Source organism: Paenibacillus apii (assembly GCF_011043685.1).
Lineage (GTDB): Bacteria > Bacillota > Bacilli > Paenibacillales > Paenibacillaceae > Paenibacillus_AQ > Paenibacillus_AQ sabinae.
On sequence record NZ_JAAKGU010000004.1, the window covers coordinates 1 to 23149 of the forward strand.

The following is a 23149-nucleotide window of genomic DNA, read 5'->3' on the forward strand; positions in this document are numbered from 1 at the left end:
CGCTGTCCTGAAAGGAACTGCAGTATAGTCCTTTGCCATTCAGGGGCAATTAATTTTAAAATAGGTTAAATCTTGTATCGATCTTTCATTGAATTCGAAACATCCAAAGCCCCAGCATTCCTCATGCTCAATCATGATTTGAAAAAGAATAAGTTCGAAGAAGAATGCCGCATATGTTCCAGGCATGGTATAGCGGCTCAAATGGTACTTCCCCAATTCGTTCCCGGCATCCAGCTTGAGGTATGAACATTATCTCCGTTTATACGATTGCCGAGCTCATCTTTGATTTTGCCATAGTCTTGGTAGACAAGTCTCCCCCCAGTGACTGAAATCTTTTTTGCGGTTCCGAGGTAATTCCTCCCTTGGTTATTTATTTTTTAAGAAAACGAAGAATTTCAATCGCTGCGGTTACCTGCCGTACACGATCTCCGGAGTGAAGTTCAACCGACAAAATCTCTAGTGATTTTTATACGAGCCCATCAACGTTAACTGTTATGGCTAACGTCTTATTAGGGAGTGGGATTGGAGATTTATCTAAATACTACTCCAGTTCTGCTACTTCAAACGGATATTTGAATTTCGTACATGAGGTCCGATTTTCAACGAAAGACCGTACATGCTGGTTCAAGTCATCTTTGTAAACGACAAATCTCCAATCGATGGATCTTGTGTGATAACCATCTTTATAAAGATAAGGTCCGAGAATCCCGCCGTGAACCTTATCTCTCTACAATTAGTCCGATGTCACCTTCACTGATTGTATTGGCGAAGCAATATACGGTACCTAGGTTTGTGTTCAAACTCTGACCAGAGTAATGGAATGGGGCGGCAGCGAGCTTATCACGGATATCATCTTTGCTGGCGCCGGTTAAATCACCCGTTTCACCCCATCCACGGTCATCCCAGCCCGGAGTACTAGACCATCTTGCTTAGGGTAAGGTGACTCGTACCAATCGCACAGCCACTGGCAGTAACCGTTAATAGTCGCTCACGAATCGAAATGACATCGCATCGTGTCCACAATCTCAAAAAATTCGACAACACCGGCGAAGACATGAAGGATCTCATCTCCATCGGGACGATCGGGCATCAAAGCCATTGAAAGCTACCGCCCCAACAAAGGGACCAAATTGGCTACGTTTGCAGCTCGCTGCATAGAAAATGAAATTCTGATGCATCTGCGCTCGCTCAAAAAAACGCGCAAGGACGTTTCGCTGCACGACCCCATTGGAACGGACAAAGAGGGGAATGAAATCACCCTTATCGATATCCTCGGCTCGGATACGGACGATGTCATTAAAGAGGTGGATCTCAAGATTGAGAAGAGCAAGATCTACCGCAATCTCGACATTCTGGACGACCGGGAAAAAGAGGTGGTGGTCGGCCGTTTCGGGCTGAGGCGAAGCGGTAAAATCTAAACATGCTGTCACAAAATATCCAGAACATTAAAGTAACTTGTCTGCGGATAAGTTGCTTTACTTTTTTAATTGAAGGTTTCTTTACTCAAAGAGATAGGATCGTTGGTAGTATAGCGAGTTTGATATTCAGTTAATAGATTTCTAATATCTTTGATTGATGAAAATCTGCGCATAACAAGGTTAATAGAAAGTATATGACATGGGGCGTCTTGCTGCCGTTCTACGGCCAGGGATGCCTCTTTTTTTGGATAAGAACCAGTAAGATCAGGTAGTCTGAAGGGATACTGAGCTTGCGACAGGGAAATCCGTGCAGTACACTTTCTTTATTCAGTACTACTTATGATAACTTTGATGAGAGTACTTCGAAAAAAGGAAGTGTTAAACAATGAATGTAGAAATGGTCATGCGGGAGCTTGAAGCGCTCGGCAAGGAACGAACCAAGAAAATATACAGCTCGAATGGCGCGCACGAACCGCTTTTTGGCGTGGCTACCGGCGCAATGAAGCCTATCTTCAAGAAAACCAAAATAAATCAGCTTCTAGCTGAGCAGCTTTACGCGACGGGGAACTACGACGCTATGTATTTTGCCGGCATTATAGCCGACCCCAAAGCAATGACGGAAGCCGATTTTGACCGATGGATGGATGCGGCTTATTTTTATATGCTGTCCGATTATGTAGTTGCAGTAACCTTGGCAGAAGCGGATATTGCACAAGAGGTTGCCGATAAATGGATCGCGAGCGGTGAAGAGCTGAGAATGTCAGCGGGCTGGAGCTGTTACTGCTGGTTGCTCGGCAATCGACCGGACGATGAATTTTCCGAAAGCAAAATTGCCGGTATGCTTGAGATCGTGAAAAATACGATTCATGATTCTCCAGAACGCACTAAATACGCAATGAACAACTTTTTATACACAGTGGCCGTATCCTATGTGCCTCTTCATGATAAAGCGTGTGAGACCGCAAGGACTGTAGGCCCAGTAGAAGTCAATAAGGATAAGGCAAAAAGCAAATTTCTTCACGCTTACGAAAATATTCAAAAGGCAGTCGACAAAGGTCAGGTTGGTTTTAAACGCAAGCATGTAAGATGTTGACCGTTACAAAAGCTTAAACCTACTCCGAGACCGATAGCTCAGAAATGAAGAACCAGCAGCCAAACAAGGCTGCTGGTTCTTCCTGTGCTCGGAGACGGACGATGTGATCAAGAAAGTCGATCTCAAGATTGAGAAGAGCAAGATCTACCGCAATCTCGACATCCTGGACGACCGGGAAAAAGAGGTGGAGGTCGGCCGTTTCGGGAGGGCCGTTCTTTTATATAAATATATCAGCGGATGAAGCTGTCCATCTGCACAAGCTGTTAGTTCACCTGTTCATAGATTATAGTATCTCACAATGAAGGGGTGAATGGAGTGCATTAAGTAATAATCACAGGAGCAAATGGATTTATTGGTAGTTCATTAACGAATTATCTTGGGAAAAAGGGACTAACCATATTTGCTGTTGTAAGAAACAAATACTCAAATGCTGATACAATACTGAACCATGAAAATATTAATATCATCTACTGCGATTTTAATCATGCGGAGCAGTTAGAATATTTGATAGCGGATTGAGATATTGATGTGTTTTATCATCTTGCCTGGACTGGTGCGTCTGGATCAGGAAGGGCAGACTATAAGCTTCAAATAGAAAATGTATCCAATTCCTTGGAGTGTGCCAAGCAATCAAAGCTTATGGGATGTAAGAGATTCATTGCAATAGGTACGATCAAAGTGTGGGAGGCGATCTTTTGTGAAGAAAGCTATTGTTACGGGTGCAACTGGTTTTATAGGGAGTTATCTTGTAAAAGAATTAATAAATAACGGATATAGAGTATTGGCGATTATTAGACCTAATTCAAATAATAGATACAGATTAGAAAATTTAAGTGATGTAAAGATTTTAGAATGTGACTTATCTGATCTGAAAAATGCTGGAAAAAACATTAATGAAAACTATGATTATTTTTTTCATCTGGGTTGGGAAGGAGTCTACGGTGAAAATCAATCTAATTATATTGTGCAAATAAGAAATATTGAGTACGCTCTCGATGCTATGGAATTAGCAAATAAAACAAACTGCACACGTTTCATAGGAGCTGGAAGTATCCAGGAAAAAGAATGTTTAGTTGAAATGCAAAAAAGCCAAGAGGTTACTAATCAGGGAAACGCATATAAAACAGCAAAATTGGCAAGCCATTTTTATTGTAAGTTAAAAGCAAATAAAGCTAAGATAGACTTTTTTTGGCCGCTTCTTACCAATACTTATGGTGTTGGTGAAACCTCAACTCGATTAATAAACAGTGCCATACAAAAACTAATCAATGGCGAGGAACCGACCTTAACAAAAGGAGAGCATTTATATAATTTTATCTACATCACTGACGCTGTAAGAGCCTATAGGATTATTGCAGAGAGAGGAATTAGTTATAATGATTATATAATTGGAAGTGAGAGGGTTATACCTTTGAAAGAGTATTTAGAGGAATTAAAAGATGTCGTAAATCCCAATCTCACTCTAGGTTTTGGAAAACATATTTATAATGGAGTTTATATGACTAAGAAAGATCTTTATAATAAAAATTTATATACAGACACTGGGTATAAAACTAATGTGCCATTCAAAGTGGGAGTAAAGATGACTGCTGACTGGCAAAGGAGAGAATTAACTGGCTCAAAACTAATCAACAAAGAATAAAATATTATCTAAAAACTACTGTGACCAAGTGTGTGACCACGGCCACAGAAGGGAAGTTAAATCTTGACAGACCACACAGACCCAAATCCTCTATTAGTGCGGTGGATTTCATCCGTGCTCAAAAAAGATATCCCTGCCTTAAGTGCCTCCCACCAATTCTCTGCTACCTCGAACTCGTTTGGGTAATCCCCCCACTTCCACATTATATCCCATACATCCTCGGCCATTTGGCGGCTCTCTCAATGGCGTCATCCACCAATTTCTTTAGCCTATCTGTAAGTAAAACGCAATCATATCTCTCGTTTAACTCAAGATCCGCACGGCGACATGGGTGTCTATAGGATATATCAGCGGATGAAGCTGTACATCTGCACAAGCCATTAGCTCAGTTGTTCATAGAATATAGTATCTCTCAATGATGGAGTGAAAGACCAATGGTAGAGATTCTGGATTATGCTTCGAATGTGCCAACACTGCTATATCAATAGGATCCCAGAACAAGGAGGCTCGTCCAATATGATTATAGGAACGGTAGTCAATGCTTCAGGATTACCCCAAGCGAGGCTGATGGCGGCTTCTGTAAAGCGGATTATGCCTGAGACAACCATAGTAGTCTGCCTAGTGGAACGATACCCGGTAGAACCGCTGCCAGATATTGACTGGATTTTTACGGCCAAGGATATTTCGGCTTATATCGGGTTCCACGATTTTGAAGGGTATATGTTTAAGTTTAACTCCCTCCAATGCGCCACGGCGATGAAAGGACAACTGTTAAGCTATCTGCTCAAAGCCTTTCCGGAGGAGGAGCAGATTGTGTATCTCGATCCGGAGATGGTTGCATTCAAGCCGTTCAGTGAAATATGGGCCATGCTTACCTATTATGATGTTGTGCTGACTCCCCACCATCTTGAGCCATCGGTCCCCTGGGATTGTTTCCGCGAAATCGGGACGCTGCAGGACGGGACCTTTAACAGTGCGCTGATAGGCGTTAGAAACAGCGACGGGGGACGTCATTTTGCGGACTGGTGGGTGAAGATGACTTCAGGTGATTTTTACGGACAGCCGAAAGGGCTGTATATCGACCAGCCTTATCTGAACTTCGTTCCCACTTTTTATCATACAGGAATTCTTCGTCATCCCGGCTACAACCTGGCATTCTGGAACCTGCATGAACGCTGCAGAGAACTCTACTGGGTAGAGGATCAGTATTATTTGACCGACTGGACTCTGCTTCACTGCGTGAACTTCAACAATACGGCCGGGCTGCTGGACAGCTGTATGAACGCCTTCATTCCGGACAACTGGGTTTATGCACAAATGTGGAAGAACTACAAGCAGGATCTGGAAGCGTTGCTTCCCTGGCATTCACCTTTCTCCTGGAGTTATGACTTCTTCTACAGCGGAGAGAAAATATCGGATGAGACCCGGTTACGCTACCGGGAGGCTAAAAAATACCATTCAATGGAAGTTAATCCCTTCACACTTTCCAATGAAAGTAATTTTTGATTACCGAATGAAGAGGAGGATCCGTTATGATCATCTGCTCGGTGACCTGTGCAGACAATCTGCATGAGGCTATGGTGATGGCAAGAATGGCAAAAATTCAAATGCCATATGCCCGGGTTGTCATATGTCTGTTGGAGAGGTCGATGCATCCGGCAGCGCTTAGCGTTCCATGGTTCGACGAAGTCATTCTGGCCAAGGATATGGGAATCCCCGAATTTGAAACCAATATTCTAAAATATAGACTTTATGAAGCGGTAACCTCCATTAAACCGGCTTTTCTCCATTTTCTGTTTGACCGTTATCCGGATGAACTCAACATCGTATTCATGGATACGGATGTCATCCCTTATGCTCCATTCGACGATCTGCTGTTTGCCCTGGAATATCATAACATCCTGCTGTTGCCTCACCTGCTCGAGCCGTGCGGAGATCCGTGGAGCTATTTATGGGTGGGCGTCTTTAACGCCGGCATGATGGCGCTTCGGCGGTCGGAGGAAACCATGCGTTTTCTGGAATGGTGGGGACAGCGGCTGTACCACTACGGGTTTTACGAAGCACCCTTTTATTGTGATCAGAAATGGATCGATCTCGCGCCGGCTTTCTTTAACGTTACAGTATGGGATCACCCGGGGTACAATGTCGCCTACTGGAATCTGCACGAGTCCAGCCGGAAGATCATTTCGGCCGGGGAAGGGCAGTATTGGCTTGAAGGCGGCCTTCCATTCGTCTGCTTTCACTATTCCGGATTAAACAGGGCTCTGCAGTACCATTTGGAGATATGGTTTCCCGATCATTCGTATACGCTGTATGAGCTGATCCGGCTCTTTCAGGAAGAACTGTGGGTTATGGGGAAAGAGGTGTTTTCCCAGATCCCCTGGAGCTATGACTATCACCTGGATGGCACTCTTATTACCGCGGAAGAGAGAAATAGTTATCGCTGCTGATGTCTGGTCTTTTTTTGTTAATGGGCTATTGTGAGATTCACTGTGTAATGGTTAGTTGTGATGACTCCATTTTACACGAATCTTTCATGGGCCTTTCTTTTTTAGGTGCTGAATTTCATAATTACATAAATGACATCGTTTCGTGTCCACAACCTCAAAAATTCGACAACACCGGCGAAGACATGGAGGATCTCATCTCATCGGCACGATCGGGCTGATTAAAGCGAATGAGAGCTACCGCCCCAACAAAGGGACGAAGCTTGCTACCTTCGCGGTCCGCTGTATCGAGAACAAAATATTAATGTACTTACGGAAGTTGTGATCGGCCGCATCGGTCTGGACACGGGCGGGGAGGAGCGTACGCAGCGGGAGATCGCCAAGGAACTGGGCATCAGCCGCAGCTATGTATCGCGGATTGAGAAGCGGGCGCTGATGAAGCTGTATCATGAGTTTTATAAGGCGAAGCGGTGATTAAATCAAAGTGGTCTGCCAATTGGTAGACCACTTCGATTTAGGGGTTGGACACTCGATTATTTTCAATTCTGAATACTTTAAGAGATGGGAAAGATGCTCCAACGGGCAGTGAATTTGTAGACGGAGGAATGTATATACTTGTTATCTTGGAATGAATGTCACAATAGCTTACGTGGATTATAAAAATTTTAACTAAAATCATTGACATGTTATTATATCTCTCATATAATCACATTAATTAGTTACAGAAAACGTTTTAGGAAACAGTGCTTATTATACATTATTAACCAAGTCTACTATGAGGTGACCTGAAGTGGCGAATATAAGAGACATCGCTAAAGCGACCGGATTTTCCGTATCTACAGTTTCCAAGGCATTGAACGGTTATTCTGATATCAACCTCAAGACTAAACAGCTTGTTTTAAAAACCGCTCAAGAAATGGATTACACTCCTAATGTGATGGCAAGAGGGTTAATCACTAAAAAATCGAATATGATTGGCATTTTCTTTGGCGATCAGACCAACTCGGGATTTGATCATCCATTCTTTAGCGAGTTCCTGCGTTCCATCAAGGATGTATGCGGCGCAGAAGGGTATGATATTCTTATATTTTCCAATCGGAAAAGAGAATCCAAGAGTTACAAGTCGATTTGTATTGAAAATGGTGTAGATGGTGTCATCCTTATACTAACCGGTGATCAACGTGCGGATCAGAACATACGGGCTTTGCATGAAACACTTCCTACTGTCTACATAGATAGTGTTCCGCATCAGTATTTTAATGTGAATATGGTAGAGTCCGATAACGAATCGGCAGCTTTTGAAGCAACGGATTATTTAATTCAAATGAATCATACCAGAATTTTAAAAATAGCCGGAGATCAGATAGCCAAGGCCGCACATGATCGGGTAGCAGGCTATAAGAATGCTCTAACTAAACATAATATCCCTGTAGATGAACAACTGATTAAGTATTGCGAGTTTTCCCAGGAACAGAGCTACAAGCTCACCAAATCATTTTTTTCGAAAAAAACCGATGTTACAGCAATATTTGCTTCCAGCGATACCATGGCTTATGGAGCGATCGAAGCTTTAAAGGAGCTAGGTTACAGTGTGCCCGGTGACATCGCTGTAATAGGCTTTGATGATATTGATTCCGCTGCAGGCTACAGCCCCGCGTTGACCACAGTCCGCCAGCAAAGGCTCAAAATAGGACAATCCGCAGCGAAAATTCTGATAAATATTATTGAGAATAATAACGATGGTTCTATCCAGCGGGTGACGGTTCCGGCTCATCTTGTAATCCGGGAGAGCTGCGGAAACCGGTCCGTTTAAAAATAAAAAAAGGAAGTAGAATTCTCATACACTTTTCCTAAAACGTTTTAGGTAAGTTTTGTCAAACCACATCGGAATTGGTATGTATTTTAAAAAACCCATAAATTTAGAAGGAGGCGTAAGTATTTATGGCTGTGGAACATACTTCCCTGATGAAAACATCTGGTAAATCGACTGGTAAGTTGACCGGTAATTCGACCGGTTTATCAAACAAGTGGAGGCAAATAAAGAAGTACCGGAATTTATACTGGATGCTCCTCCCCACGTTGATTTATTTTTTTATCTTCCACTACATCCCCTTTGCCGGCATCAGTATCGCGTTTAAGGATTTTCAACCTTTTGTAGGGATTGCGGACAGTCCTTGGGTGGGGCTGAAGCATTTCAGCATGATCTATCATTCCGAAGATTTTTATCAATTGCTAGTAAATACCCTCCTGATCAGCGGTTACCGCCTTATCTTTGGATTCCCCGTTCCTATTATCTTCGCTTTACTGCTCAATGAGGTAAGAAAACAATCCGTTAAAAAAACCGTTCAAACCATCACTTATTTCCCGCATTTTCTTTCCTGGATCGTATACGGAGGATTAATCCTTTCCTTTATTAGTCCTGCAGGCATTATTAATGAAATTTTAAAAGGCTTCGGCATTCCGGCGATAGATTTTGTTACAGGCCCCGATTATTTCCGTTCCATTCTGGTCATTACCGGTATTCTAAAGGATTTTGGCTGGGGAGCGATTATTTACTTGGCGGCATTAAGCTCTATCGATCCGCAATTATACGAGGCGGCGACGGTCGATGGATCAGGCAGATGGAAAAAGATGATTCATGTAACTTTGCCCGCACTGCTTCCAACGGTATTTCTCATGCTTATTATACAGATCGGTTATATTCTGGACGCCGGCTTTGAACAGATCTTTGTGATGAGTAACCCGACGGTGTATGGCGTATCGGATATATTTGATACCTATGTGTACCGGATCGGAATCGAGCAGGCCAACTTTAGTGAAGCTACGGCCATAGGTTTGTTCAAAGGGGTTGTCGGCTTTATCCTGATTGTTTCGGCTAACCGCATCATTAAGCGCAGCGGAGAACCAACTTTATGGTAAGGGGGAAAGACCATGGTTGAACAAAAGAACCGTTTTGCAGATTTCATCATTTATTCTGTCTTAGCGTTTGCCTGTGTGGTCACCATACTGCCTATCCTTCACGTCTTTAATCTTTCGTTGACCTCGGCCAGCGAGGTGCATAAGAGCAATCTTCTGCTGTGGCCCAAGGAGATTACGTTTCAAGCCTACAAATATTTGTTTTCTACGAATGCTTTGGTCAAAAGCTTTTATATCACGGCATTCATTACGATTATTGGAACCTTATTGAATCTAATCCTAACGATTGCCGGAGCTTACGCGCTGTCCAAACCGGAGCTTCCGGGGTACAGAGGGTTTATGGTCTACATTGTCATTCCGATGATGTTCAACGCGGGGATGATTCCGAGCTATTTATTAATCAAAAATTTGGGTTTGCTGAACTCGGTCTGGGCTTTAATCCTCACCGGCGCGGTTTCAGCGTTCAACCTGATTTTGATGCGTAACTTCATTATGGGTTTGCCCGGCAGTTTGGAGGAAGCGGCCAAAATAGACGGCTGCAGCGAATGGACGGTATTATTCCGGATCCTTATTCCCATCTCCAAACCGGCGATTGCAACTATAGGTCTGTTTTATGGTGTATACCACTGGAATGAGTTTTTTCTGGGGGTTCTCTATCTTTCGGATTCATCGAAATGGCCGCTGCAGGTGCTGCTGCGAACGATCGTATTTGATAACAACATGAGCAACGTAGCCGCTTTGAATACCTTATCCACTGCCGGCCAAGCGGTTGAACCCGCAAATATTCAAGCAGCTTCAATTATTTTTGCCGCCTTGCCCGTTTTGGTTGTTTATCCTTTTTTACAACGCTATTTCGTTAAGGGAATGGTATTGGGAGCTGTGAAAGGATAACACTTCAAGCGAGATACAAAGCAGATAATCAGGAGGGATAAGGATGAAAAGCAGCTTTTGGAAAAAAGGGTCTTTGTTATTGACGGCACTTGTAATTGTTCTCGGCGGATGTTCTTCGGGCAATAATGGCGCAAACAGCGGTGCAGACACGGCAGCAGATGCTGCCGGCAGCTCGGAGCCGGTAACCATTACGATCTTGAAGCATTTGAACGGCGGGCAGCGCTATGCCCCGGATACGGCGATTGAAAAATTAATCGAAGAAAAGGCCAATGTTAAAGTTGAATATCAATTCATTCCCGCCCAGGAATATGACAACAAGCTGAACGTGCTGATGGCCGGCGGGGATTTGCCGGATATTATCCATAACTTCGGACCTGATTGGCCGCAGTATAACAGCTATGTCGAGCAGGGCGCATTCCTGGCACTGGACGATTATCTTGCCAAATACCCTAAAGTGAAAGAAATGGTCTCGGACGATGTCTGGAATCTGCTCAAGAGTCCGAAGGACGGCAAGATTTATCATCTGCCGTGGTACATTGGACAAGAGCCACAAATCACATATTACCGCAAGGATTGGGCGGACAAGCTGGCCATTAAAGAACCGGCAACCGTTGATGAATTCACAAAAATGCTGGAAGCCTTCCGCGACAAGGATCCTGACGGAAACGGCAAGAAGGACACCATCGCCTTTTCTCCCGGAGACCAGAACATTTGGTTCCTGAATTCCTTTATGACCAACTTCGGGGCGAATATGTACGGGTTTGTTCCCTCGGAGGAAGATCCGAACACGCTGGTCGATGCCTTTATTCATCCGAATCTAAAAACGGGTCTTGCCTATCTGCATGATTTAAGAGCTCAAGGGCTGCTTGATCCCGATTGGCTGGTCGACAAGAAGCCGGGCATCGATAAATTCATCGCAGGCAATGTAGGCGTAACCTCCGGCACGAAGAATGAGTATATCCGCTTGGTGGACAGCCCTAATGTAAAGGGAGTCGCCGTGCTTCCGCCGCTTAAAGGGCCTAACGGCTACGAAGGGGGAGCCAGATTAATTCCTCCGCATGACCGCGGATTCTCGATCAGCAGCAAAGCGAAGAATGTCGATGCCATCTTCAAATATTTGGAGTGGCAGCTGACAGACGGCCTGGAGCTGATGAAGTACGGTGTATTGGACAAGACCTATACCGAAAAAGACGGTGTGAAAACGCTGATTTCAACGGACAAGCTGCCTGACGATTATGCTTCCCTTGAAGTTCTGCGCGAAGTGATTCCGCAGGAGGAAGTGGATTCCCTGGAAAAACTTGAGTCAAAATTTGCGGATCACAAGGATCAGTTTGAACATTTGAAAACCGTATATAATCTGTACCTGGAAAAATCCAAAATGAACAAGTATGCCGCCGATTATAGAAGACCTATCGCAAGCCCTGCGAATGAACAATATGGCGCCAAGCTGGCTGCGCTTGTGCAGGAAGGCTTGACGAATGCCATTGTGGACGGCAAAGCCGATCCGGGACAAACCTTTGACAATTATGTAGCCAATTATTACAAGAGCGGCGGCCAGCAGGTTCAGGATGAGCGCAACAAGCTTCAGCAGGACAAATCAAATCCTTTTGCCAAATAGCGGAGCATTCAGCGAATCCGGCGTGGAGGCGATGAATGAATCGGCGCCGGATTCTTACTTACTGGGAGTGGTGAGATCGTGAACAATCCATTAGTTTGCCATATTATTTCTCATACCCATTGGGATCGCGAATGGTATTTGCCCTATGAAAAACATCATGTACGCCTCGTCCGGTTAATGGATACATTATTGGAGCTGTTGGATCATGATGCTGATTTCCATAGTTTTCATTTAGACGGGCAAACGATTATTCTTGAGGATTATTTACAGGTTCGTCCGGAGATGCGGGACAAGCTGGTGCAATACATTAAGGAAGGCAGACTGGTTATTGGTCCATGGTATATATTACAGGATGAATTTTTAACGAGCAGTGAAGCCAACATCCGAAATCTGCTCATTGGATTTCAAGATGCGCGGCAGTATGAAGGCGCTGTATCCAAGCTTGGATATTTTCCGGACTCCTTCGGAAATATGGGACAAGCCGCACAAATCCTGCGGCAGGCCGGAATCGATACCGCTGTGTTTGGCAGGGGGGTAAAACCGACAGGGTTTAATAATGCTGTAACGGAGAAAACCAACGATTTTGAATCTCCTTATTCGGAAATGATTTGGCAGTCTCCGGACGGGTCCTCCGTGCTTGGCATACTGTTCGCGAACTGGTACCACAATGGAATGGAAATACCGGCAGATGAGGAACAATCAAAGCTGTATTGGGAGAAGAAGATTGAGGATGCAGCCCGGTATGCTTCAACCCCTCATTTACTGTTTATGAACGGCTGCGACCACCAGCCTGTCCAAACCGACTTATCGGCTGCGCTGGCGGTGGTAAGAAGGGAGATGCCCGACGTTCAATTTGTCCATTCCAGCTTTGAGCATTATATAGAGCAGGTCAAACCGGCTTTGCCCGATGATTTATCTGTAGTAAAGGGTGAACTGCGCAGCCAGCATACGGATGGATGGTTTACGTTAGTCAATACAGCTTCGGCCAGGGTGTATATCAAACAAAAGAACCAGATCGGTCAAGCCATGCTAGAAAAGGTGGCTGAGCCGCTGGCTGCATTCGCCCATATTCTCGGTCAGGCCTATCCCCATCACTTGTTCACTTATGCGTGGAAGACATTAATGCAGAATCATCCTCACGACAGTATTTGCGGATGCAGTATAGATGAGGTTCACCGGGAAATGATCACCCGGTTTGATAAAAGTCTTCAAGTCGCAGAAGAAATCGTGGACGAAAGCCTGGAAGTGATCACTCAGCATATCAATACCGCTGTGTTTGCCGAATTTTCCACAGAAGCGGTGCCTTTCACGGTGTTCAATACGAGCGGTTGGAAACGTACGGGAGTCCAATCTGTTGTTTTGGAAGTGGGGCGGATATCCATTGACGGGCAAGACCCTGCGCTTGCAGCGCAGGAACTGCAGAAGAAGAGCTATCAGGACTGGATATTGGTGGATAGTCAAGGCGCCAAAGTCTCCTTTACTATGGAGGATCTGGGTCCGCAATTTGGCTATGACCTTCCGGAAGATCGTTTCCGACAGCCTTATATGGCCCGTAAACATAAGCTTACCTTTGAGGCGCAGGATGTACCTGCTCTTGGATTTAAGACGTATGCGTGGATCAAGAATCCTGGCCCTGCAGAGGTTGTTTCGGAATCTAATGAGGATCCTTCACTGGTCATTGGCGAACGGGAAATGGAAAACGATTGTTTAAAGGTTGCCATATCCGCGGATGGCCGGTTATCGGTCATGGAAAAACAAAGCGGGCATACGTTTATGGATCTTCTAATTTACGAGGATGTAGGGGATATCGGTAACGAGTATGTTTTTAAACAGCCCGATGGGGAGATTGCCATCACAACGGAAGGCCTTAAGGCTGAGATTACGCTTGTTGAGGATACGCCCTACCGCGCTTCTTTTGAAATCATCCATGAGCTGGAAATTCCACAAGGCGCTAATGTACTGCTGCAATCCGAGATGAACCAAATGGTCCTGTTTAAAGACCGGAAGGCACAGCGAGTCCTGGAAACTGTGCCAATGAGGATCATTACCCGTGTCAGCCTGGAAAAGGGAGGAAAAGGAGTAAAGGTAAAAACGACTTTTGACAATAAAGCAACGGATCATCGCTTGCGTGTATTGTTTCCTGTTGATTTGAACACAACCGTATGCTCGGTGGATTCAATCTTTGAGGTGGTTCAAAGGACTATCGAGCCAGCCCCGGAATGGGAAAATCCAAGCAACTGCCAGCATCAGCAGGCATTTGTCGATGTGAGTGACGAACGGGCAGGCCTGACCATAGCCAACCTGGGTTTAAATGAATATGAGATTTTAAGAGATGGGCGCAATACGATTGCTGTAACCTTATTACGCTCCGTGGGTGAACTCGGGGATTGGGGCGTATTCCCAACACCGGAGGCGCAATGTTTGGGCGAGCAGACGGTTGAATTTGAAATGATCCCTCATCCGTATCCTGGTGTACGATCCGGGGCCTTTGCGGAAGCCTATCAGTTCCAAATTCCGTGGACAGAGCGGCAAACCGGAATTCATACAGGCAAGCTGCCGACTGAGTTTGGATTTGTAGAATGGAACGGGGAAGGCCTCGCTTTTTCAACTATGAAGATCAACAACCAGACAGATGATGTAATCCTGCGATGGTACAATATGAGGCTTGAGGAATCAACGCTTGCTGTTGAACTCAACACGTCCATCAAAGAGTTGTATGTAAGCAATGTGCTCGAAGGAACCATTGGGCCCCTAGCCCATACAGGCACGGATTCACTCGATGTGGGTCCTGCGCAAATTATGACTTTGGGAATCAAGCTTAAGTAAACTCGCAGTTAGATCTGTTGTATCCACGGAGGGAAATAGATGAGACTATTAAACGTTGGGCTTGTACAAATGGATTCCGTAATTAAGGATATTGAAAGCAATATTCTAAAATCGGAGCGTTATATAGATCGAATCGGTCAAGAAACAGATATTATTTGTTTTCCGGAGCTGTTTACGACAGGATATAATTTCGACCTGATTCAAGACGAATTCTATTCCTTGGCGGAGACGATCCCTGGTCCGACAGTAGAACGGCTAGCTGCCAAAGCCAAGCATTACGGTACGGCAATCATCGGGAATATCGTAGAACGGGATGAACTGCAGAGCGGTGTTTTGTATGATACCGCTTTTGTCATCAACGAGAAGGGCGAATATATTGGGAAATATCGAAAAGTTCATCTTTATCCATCGGAACATCAATATTTTCGAAACGGCGTTGACTTTCCTGTGTTTGAGCTGTTCGGTACGAAAGTGGGCGTAGTTATTTGTTATGACCACGCTTTCGAAGAAGCTTTCCGGATTCTGGCGCTTAAAGGAGCCGAAATTATATTCATTCCTTCGGTCATACCGAAAAACTATGAATATTTGCTGGATCTTCGCACCAGCGCCCGGGCCCAGGACAATCAAATATTTACAGTGGCGGTAAATAGGGTGGGGATGGAAAACAGAATTGTTTATTGCGGGAAAAGTAAAATTGTGAACCCGCGAGGCGAAGTTGTGGTAGAAGCGGGCGATCAGGAGGAAGTTCTAATCGGACAGATTGATACTTCCCTTATTTTAAAAGAGAGAAAGCAAGAGCCGGTCTTTCGGGATCGAAGACCCGAATTATATTCCGAGCTTACCAAATAAGAGGTCAGGATTGTGTACAGGTGGGACAAACTATGAATATAAAACAAATAACAAGCGAGCTCTTTTTTGCGCAATTTAGCCAACTAGGTCCATTTGTCCCGCAACCAGCTGGTTTACCCTGAAAACCTGATCCGGTACGAGGTTACAAGCTCAGCAGTTTGCCAAAAAGCGGATAGCGGCTGGTGGTATTATCCCCTTCAAGTAGACACTCTTAAAAAACCTTATGTGTTAACATGAGGAAACGAGTGAACTTGGAGGGGATTTTTGTATGGCAAAAAAGGGACAGGTATTTCAAACGTACACAGAGGAGTTCAAAATAAAGGCAATTCAAACGTATCTGGCTGGATCAGAGAGTTATAAAGCTAGTCGCAGAGAGGTTCCTTTAGAGTCATAGACATATATTCACGAAAAACATTACCGGTTCTCGGTTTCATGGGTTTTTCGCCCTTCACAGTCTATTCTATGGGGGCTTTATACTTTGGCAATGGCTCGGCTTGACCATCCTAGCCGGACTGGGAGTTCTAGTTGACTGCGTTCGGTAATGCTAAGATGAATGAAACCCATTGTGAGATTCTCCTGTGTAATGGTCATATATCAAGGATTAGCGAACCCGTTTACCCCAATTTGCCCCTTCCCTTAAAACAGTAAACGGCCTGCGAAGTCTGCATTGCCGGAATGCAGTTTAGGTCTTTTGCCTCTCACATGAAGAACCGGCGTTTCCAGTTGAATGACGGAAATGCGCAATGAAGACTTTTGAATCGTCTGTGGAATCGTTTTTTGCCATGTTAAACGTCCTGTTGGTATGGGGTTTTTATAACTATAGTCTCAATGAAAATAATGCTAAAGTAATTTGTTTCCATATAATCAAAGCGGTTAAATATAAGATGATTAAGAAACTTCCATTATTTCTCAGTCGGAACCTGTTCAACCTCCGCCTTGGGCCGCACCGGCGGCTCCTACAAGCGGGCTAGCCACAGCTTCTTCGCCTATTACATAAGGAGGACCCCGTGAGACTGTTATTAATCGCAGGCGGTTACGGAGCCGTCGTACGCCAGTACATAACAAGCATGACCGAAGTGATTAACGACGAGGAGCTTATACTCGGTAGCGCGGCCCGGTATATCGCGGAATCCGCCCCGGAGCCGGACGGCGTCCTGGTCACCGACGAAGCACTGACGATGAACGCCGAGAAGGACAGGCGGGACCTGGAGGCCCTTATATCCGGACTCGCCGCCTATCGGCCGTCACCCGTGCCTGTGGTTCTTGTGACCGCCGACAGCTGGAAGCCTAAGGAATGGGAAGGTCTCTGCGCCAAGTTTCCCCAGGTTAGGGTCATTGTCAGCGACTATATACGGATAACGCCGGAGCTGGTCGGTCAGGGTATAAGCCTGGCCGGTTCCGGTCCAATCCCAGCGGCGGGAGCCGCGCGCATGGCAGAGCGCGAGACCACTACCGGACGGAACGCAGTAAAAGGAAAGGAGCCGGAAGACGCCCCTTCCCGGAAATCTTTTCTCGACCGCTTCCGGCCAAAGCCGAAAGAACGGAATACGCCGGAGCCGATGGACGCGTTGACGCGGGAACTTAACCGGATCAGCCGGGGCATCAGCCGGGTCGTTGCTGTAACCGGGCATCGCGGCAGCGGGGTGACGAGCACCGCCATCAACTTGGCCAGCGAAGCCGGCAGGCGGGGATTAAACGCGCTGATCGTCGATCTGGATATCGACTACCGGAGCACGAACATGTACTTCGGAAGCTTCCATGAAACGACGAAGCGGGACGAGGACATCAACGCTTCCCTGATCCGGACGCTGGCCCGGCCGCAGGATTATGCGGCGACGGCTTTTCCGATTAATGCAAACGTTTGGTTGACCGGACTGGGATACGGGTTCGACGATTCGAGACTGATCAGCCAGTTTGTGACCGAAGCCCGGTTGACCGGCCTTTTATCCCTGCTGCGGAACCGGTTCAACCTGATCGTGCTCGATCTGCCGCTCGACCTGCTGGGACAGTACAGCGAAATCATGATACATATCGACAGCTTTGGGTTATGCGTGCCCAATGATTTGTATTCCGTGCTGAGCACGCTGCGAAATGTGGAGAACGGGCTGCATAAGGAACAGGCGGCCTATCTCAATGCGAAATCGAAGCTCGTGGTCACCAAGTATAACGACAGGTCCCGTTTTAAGGGGGAGATTTTTATGCCCGAGTCGGTGTGCCGGGTACTCACCTCGGGGCTGATGGACAGCTTTACCTATGAAATGAAAGTGGCGGGTCACGTCCCTTACAGCAGCGACTTCGACTCGCAGATCGAGTCCGATGTGCCGCTTGTGTACACCAGTGCCCATTACGAGCGGGCCTACGGAAACATTCTGCTTAGATTACTGGAGGGAACGGGATAAATGGATTTGAGCGGTCTCAAGAATGCGGCTCCGAACAGACAGCTGTTCAAGCGGGGGGCGGCTCTGCTTTTCAGCCTGATCATCATCGTGGTTTCCTATCTTGCCATCACTAAGGCCAGCAAGGACGCCAACGATGTCGTCGCGGTGCTCCGGGTCAAGCCGAGCGAGGGCATTCCCGCCTTTGCCCAGCTGAACGACAACCTGATCGAGAAATACAACATTATCCGAAAGGAATACACCGACGATATGGTGCTGGCGGAGGATCTGGACGAGGTCAAGGACAAGCTTACGGCCAATTTTCTCCGGAAAAACACGGTGCTCTACAAGGACCAGCTGATCGACGAGAAGCCGCAAAAGAACGAGTGGCTGTACCAGGTGCATGACGACAACGAGGTGCTGACCCTGCCGTACAACTTTCTGGAAGTCGGAGGCGACATCCTGATGCCGGGCGACCGGGTGCGGATCCGGGTGACCTATGACGTCGATTCGGCCGGCGGAAGCGGCGGCAATCCGAATGCCGTTTATTCCCAGTCGCCGAACAAGGTGAAGAAGACGGAGGTCCTGTTCGACAGTATCGTCGTTAAGGACATGCTGAACGCGAACAGCCACTCGATTTACGAGGTGTATAAGGAAGTCCAGAAGCTGGACGAGAACAAGAAGCAGGAAGTCATGAAAAGCAAGGAATTCCTGAAGAACATCCAGCCGCGGGCGCTGCTGCTGGAAGGAACGACCGAGCAGATCAACAAGTTCGCCAAATATAAGGGACTGGACGGCAACTCCTTCCTGATTACGATACTAAGCCGGAAGGACAGCGACGTCATCGTCGATCAGCTGCCCACCTTGGAGAAAGAGGTGGAGTCATGGATCGGAAGCGACGAATAGGGCTGGACAGCATTTTTCAGAAAATATCGTCCAAAGACCTTGTCGGCGCGGAGCTCCAGGAGAGCAGTCTGATTTACAGCGTGGTGGGCTTTATGCCCGCGACCGATTTCACCGATAACGCGCTGCTGATCAGCAATCTGGCGTATCTGGTTTCGCAGAAAGGTCTGAATACGTGCGTGGTCGACCTGAAGGTATTCTATCCGAATCTATATCAGCATCTCGATAGCGCCCCTCCTAAAAAAGGGAACGGACTGATCAAGGTGCTCAAGAGCGACAAGGTCGATTTCCGGGACGAGCTGATCACGACCAAATATGAAAAGCTGTATCTGCTGTCTCCCAGCCCGCAGGATTTAATGGAAGAATATTTCGACTTTGAGTTCGGCCACCTGGAGCGCGTCATCGACACGCTGAAAGGTATGTTCGACATCGTGCTGATCGATATCCCGAACAACCCGCCGCTGGAGTTCTGCTTGGGCGCGATGAAGTACTGCCATATCGGGTATTTTACGGCCGCCGAGCGGATGGAAGCCACAGTCAACATGGTCAAGTTGCTGGATTTCGCTCAATCGGTCGGCATCAGCACCGCCAAATTCATGAGCGTCATCATGATGAATCTGCAGAACCTTGAGTTCGATTACAAGGTGATGAAGGAGATGGGCTTTCATATCGCCGCCGCTCTTCCGCTGGTGAAGGATGCCAACGTCTGCGCCCATGAAGGCAGGCTGTACATCAAGGACAGTGCGATCGTCAACAAATTCTTCAAGAAGGATATTCAGAAACTGGCCGACCGGCTGGCGGACCAATAAAGGGAGAGAGAGCCTTGCTGACACGCGGGAAAATCAGCGATATGCAGCAAAAGGTGCTGCACCAGGTCCAACCGAAGGAGAACCTGGAGGAACTGGCCAGCAAGTATACGACCATCAGCTTTGAGGAAGCGCTCGAGCTGTGCCAGAAATACATTACGAAAATTACGACCCACGCCTACCGGCGCGAAACCGACCCGGCCCGCAAGCGGGAGATGACGAAGGTTTATATCAACGAATTCGTGGACTCGCAGATGCCTTCGGTCGAAGGCTTTCACGAGCTGCCGCAGCTCAAGAGCGCGCTGATCAACGAGATTACACATTACGGCCCGATCACCGAAGCGATGGAGGACCCGTCGATTGATGAGATCCGTGCCAACGGCCCAGACCAGATCTTCGTGGAGAGCGGGGGCAAATCGATCCCGTGGGACCAGCATTTTACCGATCGGGAGCACATGGAGCGGATTATCGCCAAGCTGATCGGCGTGTCGAAGATGCGGCTGATCCCGAAGATTCCGATGGTCAACGCCAGAACGATCGAGGGCTATCGCGTCAATGCGACCCATGCCGAGATTTCGCCTTACGGGCAGCCGGCCTTTGTAATCCGGAAATTCAGCAAGAAAAGCATCAATCCGAATATGCTCGTTGAGAACGAATCGTTCTCCGCCAACATGTACAAGCTGCTGTCGCTCATTCCCAAATCGGATTTGTCATGGATCACAGTGGGACCGACAGGCAGCGGAAAAACGACGCTAAACGAAATTCTGGTCAAGGAAATCAACCCTATGCAGCGCATCATCACGATCGAAAATCCGTCGGAGATGCGCCTCATCCAGCGGGAAGGCGGCAGCGAGCACGGGCGGGTGCTGAACGATGTGCTTCAGTACGAATCGGTGCCGGAGGACGACGACGCAAGCCCGGCGACGATGGAGAACCTGCTCATCAACGCGATGCGGCAGTCGCCGCACTGGATTGGTCCGGGAGAGCTGCGGACGCCGGGAGAATTCGCCACGGCGCTGCGGGCCGCCCAGACAGGGCATTACTTCTTCTCGACGCTTCACGCGGAGGGTGACAAGGAGGCGATTTACCGCTTCCTGACCGCATACCTGATGGCCTCCAACGAACCGGCGGAGCTGGCGCTCCGCAACATCTGCAGCGCCGTCAAATTCGTTATTTTTCAGGAGAAGCTGGCGGACGGCACCCGTAAGGTCACTTCGATTTCCGAGGTGCTGGGGGCCGACGGGCTGAACCCAATCATTAACCAGATCTACCGGTTCGAGTACGACGACGTCATCGAGGAATGGGCCGGGGACAAGAAAATCATCCGCATTTCCGGACGGCACCGCCGGGTCGGCAAACTGTCGGAGAAGGTTCAGCAGCTGATGATCAAGGCCGGGATTAAGCGCAGCCGGTTCGAGCTGTTTACGACCGATCCGGCCGGGGATGAAACGGAGGTGTACTCCTTAAGTGAATACGCCTTTAGTCACTAGCCTAATGCTCGGCCTCGCCGGATTTATCCTGTTCAACGCCGTCTTCGGCGTGAAATTCTTTCAGGGACTGGGCGGCTATATTCTGGAGCAGGTGGATACACTCGCCGAATATCTGGGCCGCTACAACACGAAACGTTATGTCGACCGGGTCAAGCGAGAACGGATCGTCAAGCGCAAGGAAAACATTTACGCCAAGTACAACCGGCTGGTCGAAGGGCTCATTCTCGATTTCAACATGCCGTTCACGCTGGAGAGCTTCACCTCGATACTCTGCATCTGTTTTGCCATCGTGATGCTGTTAATCGTCCTGTTTATGAAAAGCGTAACGCTGTCGGTGCTGATCACCATCTCGATTTTTATCGGATTGCTCACCTTCTTCGTAATGCAGTCGAGGGCGATCCAGGCCGAGCGGCTCGAACAGATTATGGACGCGGAGGACGTCATCTGTCCCCTGGCCCGCGAAGGCGTGCTGGTGGCGATCAAAAAGGTAATGGAGAACGACGAATATATTAGTCCCGCGCTCCGGCCTTATTTTCAGCAGTTTATCGACAACTGCGAGAACAACGGATATTCCTTCAAGCAGGCGATTCAGCTGCTGAACCGGCAGCTTGGGCCCAAATTTGACAACTTCGCCAAGAAGGCGATTGTCTTTGAATATAACGAGCGGAAAGGGATGGCGGACATTTTTCTCGACATCGTCGACGAGAACGCCGTGCTTCGGGAGATCAACATGAAGAAGGAAACGATTTTCCGAAAAATGAACCGGAGCTTCCTGATGAAGACGGCGGTCATCGCCCTGTTCTTCCTGTACGCGCTGACGGTCCGGGACTTCCGGGAGTTCATGCTCTACACCGACGTCGGCAAAATGATCAATACGGTCATGATTAGCGTCGTCTGCCTGAGCTTTGCCAGAAGCCAGGTGCTCCAGGGCAGCATGGGCAGCGGAGGCGACAAGAAATGATCCTGTTAGCCAAGCTTGCCGCCATGGCGTCAATTCTGTACCTGGTCAAAACGCTCTTTTATCCGATGATTCGGACGGTCAGCCGGAGCCAGAAAAAGCGGGCCCGCCAGTACATAAAGCAGCGCAAGAATGAGAAGTTCAGGCAGAAGATGAGGCGCTACAAGCTGAGATTCGCGCGAAAGTACGCCGGCGGGCTGCTCAGCGCCACCGAAAGACTGAGATTCAAGAAGATGATCGACCGGATCGATCTCGGCAAAAGTCCGGAGGAGATCCGGACGGAGCAAATTCTGTATCTGGTCGGCGGGCTGCTGCTGACGCTGCTGATGCTGAAGGTCAATACGATTCTCGGTTACTTATCGGCGATCTTTATCATCCTCGGGTGGCTGTACCCGGTATCTGAACTGGAGAAGGCGATCGAGCGCAAGAACAGGAACATCGCGCTGGACTTTCCGGCCTTCTACAGCATGGTGTATTACCAGTACATCAAGTCGGTCAATATCCATCTGGCCGATGTGCTGAGGGACTACATCCCGAACGCCAACCCCGATATCGGCGAGGAGCTGGGGGTCATGCTGGACAATACGGAGTACGGCGAGGAATTCGCGCTGAAGCAGCTAAAGAAACGGGTTCCGCTGCATTACGTCATCAAGTTCTGCGACATCATGGAGACCCGGCTGAAGGGGTATGACAACGTCTCCCAGATGGCCTATCTCAAGAACGAGCTGGACGGCTTCCGGGTCAAAGCGCTTGAAGAAGAGCTGGAGCGGAGGGAGCGCAGCGGGGCGCGGATTCAAATGCTGCTGATTCTTGTGCTGGCGGCCTACATCCTGATTTATTACCTGTTTACGATTCTGGATTCGATCAAAATGTTTCAATAGAGCATTCACAAAGGTTCAATGGTTTATTCAATAGTA

General features: G+C 47.6%; 17 protein-coding genes and 3 pseudogenes. All 20 read left to right on the top strand.

What is annotated here, in order from left to right:
* Positions 1 to 1012 precede the first annotated feature (1012 nt).
* Positions 1013 to 1412, top strand: a pseudogene (locus tag G5B47_RS10340) (sigma-70 family RNA polymerase sigma factor); the annotation flags it as partial.
* Between the two features lie 391 nt (positions 1413 to 1803).
* On the top strand, positions 1804 to 2511 hold the full coding sequence (locus G5B47_RS10345) for a DNA alkylation repair protein (RefSeq protein ID WP_165097581.1): 708 nt from the start codon (positions 1804 to 1806) through the stop codon (positions 2509 to 2511).
* An 82-nt stretch (positions 2512 to 2593) separates the two neighbouring features.
* A pseudogene (locus tag G5B47_RS10350) lies at positions 2594 to 2716 on the top strand (RNA polymerase subunit sigma-70); the annotation flags it as partial.
* 125 nt (positions 2717 to 2841) lie between these two features.
* Entirely contained in the window at positions 2842 to 3030 is a 189-nt protein-coding gene (locus G5B47_RS26170; RefSeq protein ID WP_407945221.1) for an NAD-dependent epimerase/dehydratase family protein, read from the top strand.
* A 178-nt stretch (positions 3031 to 3208) separates the two neighbouring features.
* The gene (locus G5B47_RS10360; RefSeq protein WP_165097583.1) at positions 3209 to 4153 is read left to right on the top strand and encodes an NAD-dependent epimerase/dehydratase family protein; all 945 of its coding nucleotides are present in this window, start codon (positions 3209 to 3211) and stop codon (positions 4151 to 4153) included.
* 516 nt (positions 4154 to 4669) lie between these two features.
* Complete coding sequence (locus tag G5B47_RS10365; RefSeq protein WP_165097584.1) at positions 4670 to 5659, top strand: hypothetical protein; 990 nt, start codon at positions 4670 to 4672, stop codon at positions 5657 to 5659.
* A gap of 26 nt (positions 5660 to 5685) precedes the next feature.
* Entirely contained in the window at positions 5686 to 6603 is a 918-nt protein-coding gene (locus G5B47_RS10370; protein ID WP_165097585.1) for a glycosyltransferase family protein, read from the top strand.
* A gap of 155 nt (positions 6604 to 6758) precedes the next feature.
* Positions 6759 to 7074: pseudogene (locus G5B47_RS10375) on the top strand (sigma factor-like helix-turn-helix DNA-binding protein); the annotation flags it as partial.
* A gap of 316 nt (positions 7075 to 7390) precedes the next feature.
* The gene (locus G5B47_RS10380) at positions 7391 to 8413 is read left to right on the top strand and encodes a LacI family DNA-binding transcriptional regulator (RefSeq protein WP_165097586.1); all 1023 of its coding nucleotides are present in this window, start codon (positions 7391 to 7393) and stop codon (positions 8411 to 8413) included.
* A gap of 128 nt (positions 8414 to 8541) precedes the next feature.
* Entirely contained in the window at positions 8542 to 9519 is a 978-nt protein-coding gene (locus tag G5B47_RS10385; protein ID WP_235949821.1) for an ABC transporter permease, read from the top strand.
* A 12-nt stretch (positions 9520 to 9531) separates the two neighbouring features.
* Positions 9532 to 10407: a carbohydrate ABC transporter permease gene (locus G5B47_RS10390; protein ID WP_165097588.1), complete on the top strand. Its 876-nt coding sequence runs from the start codon at positions 9532 to 9534 to the stop codon at positions 10405 to 10407.
* Between the two features lie 43 nt (positions 10408 to 10450).
* The gene (locus tag G5B47_RS10395) at positions 10451 to 12025 is read left to right on the top strand and encodes an extracellular solute-binding protein (protein WP_165097590.1); all 1575 of its coding nucleotides are present in this window, start codon (positions 10451 to 10453) and stop codon (positions 12023 to 12025) included.
* A 78-nt stretch (positions 12026 to 12103) separates the two neighbouring features.
* The gene (locus G5B47_RS10400) at positions 12104 to 14851 is read left to right on the top strand and encodes an alpha-mannosidase (protein WP_328804509.1); all 2748 of its coding nucleotides are present in this window, start codon (positions 12104 to 12106) and stop codon (positions 14849 to 14851) included.
* 39 nt (positions 14852 to 14890) lie between these two features.
* Complete coding sequence (locus G5B47_RS10405) at positions 14891 to 15700, top strand: carbon-nitrogen hydrolase family protein (protein WP_165097592.1); 810 nt, start codon at positions 14891 to 14893, stop codon at positions 15698 to 15700.
* A gap of 1007 nt (positions 15701 to 16707) precedes the next feature.
* A complete protein-coding gene (locus tag G5B47_RS10410) occupies positions 16708 to 18099 on the top strand; it encodes a P-loop NTPase family protein (protein WP_165097594.1) in 1392 nt (463 codons plus the stop codon).
* On the top strand, positions 18100 to 18981 hold the full coding sequence (locus G5B47_RS10415; RefSeq protein ID WP_165097596.1) for a flagellar biosynthesis protein FlgA: 882 nt from the start codon (positions 18100 to 18102) through the stop codon (positions 18979 to 18981).
* Positions 18960 to 19787, top strand: coding sequence for an ATPase (locus G5B47_RS10420; protein ID WP_165097599.1), 828 nt, complete (start codon positions 18960 to 18962; stop codon positions 19785 to 19787). Before G5B47_RS10415 ends, G5B47_RS10420 begins: the two co-directional genes overlap by 22 nt.
* 14 nt (positions 19788 to 19801) lie before the next feature.
* Positions 19802 to 21274, top strand: a complete 1473-nt coding sequence (locus G5B47_RS10425) for a CpaF family protein (RefSeq protein ID WP_165097602.1) — start codon at positions 19802 to 19804, stop codon at positions 21272 to 21274.
* Entirely contained in the window at positions 21252 to 22235 is a 984-nt protein-coding gene (locus G5B47_RS10430; protein WP_165097605.1) for a hypothetical protein, read from the top strand. The genes G5B47_RS10425 and G5B47_RS10430 overlap by 23 nt, the downstream gene beginning before the upstream one ends.
* Positions 22232 to 23113 (top strand): hypothetical protein, encoded by an 882-nt coding sequence (locus G5B47_RS10435; protein WP_165097607.1) that lies wholly within the window; start codon positions 22232 to 22234, stop codon positions 23111 to 23113. Before G5B47_RS10430 ends, G5B47_RS10435 begins: the two co-directional genes overlap by 4 nt.
* Positions 23114 to 23149: the final 36 nt, after the last annotated feature.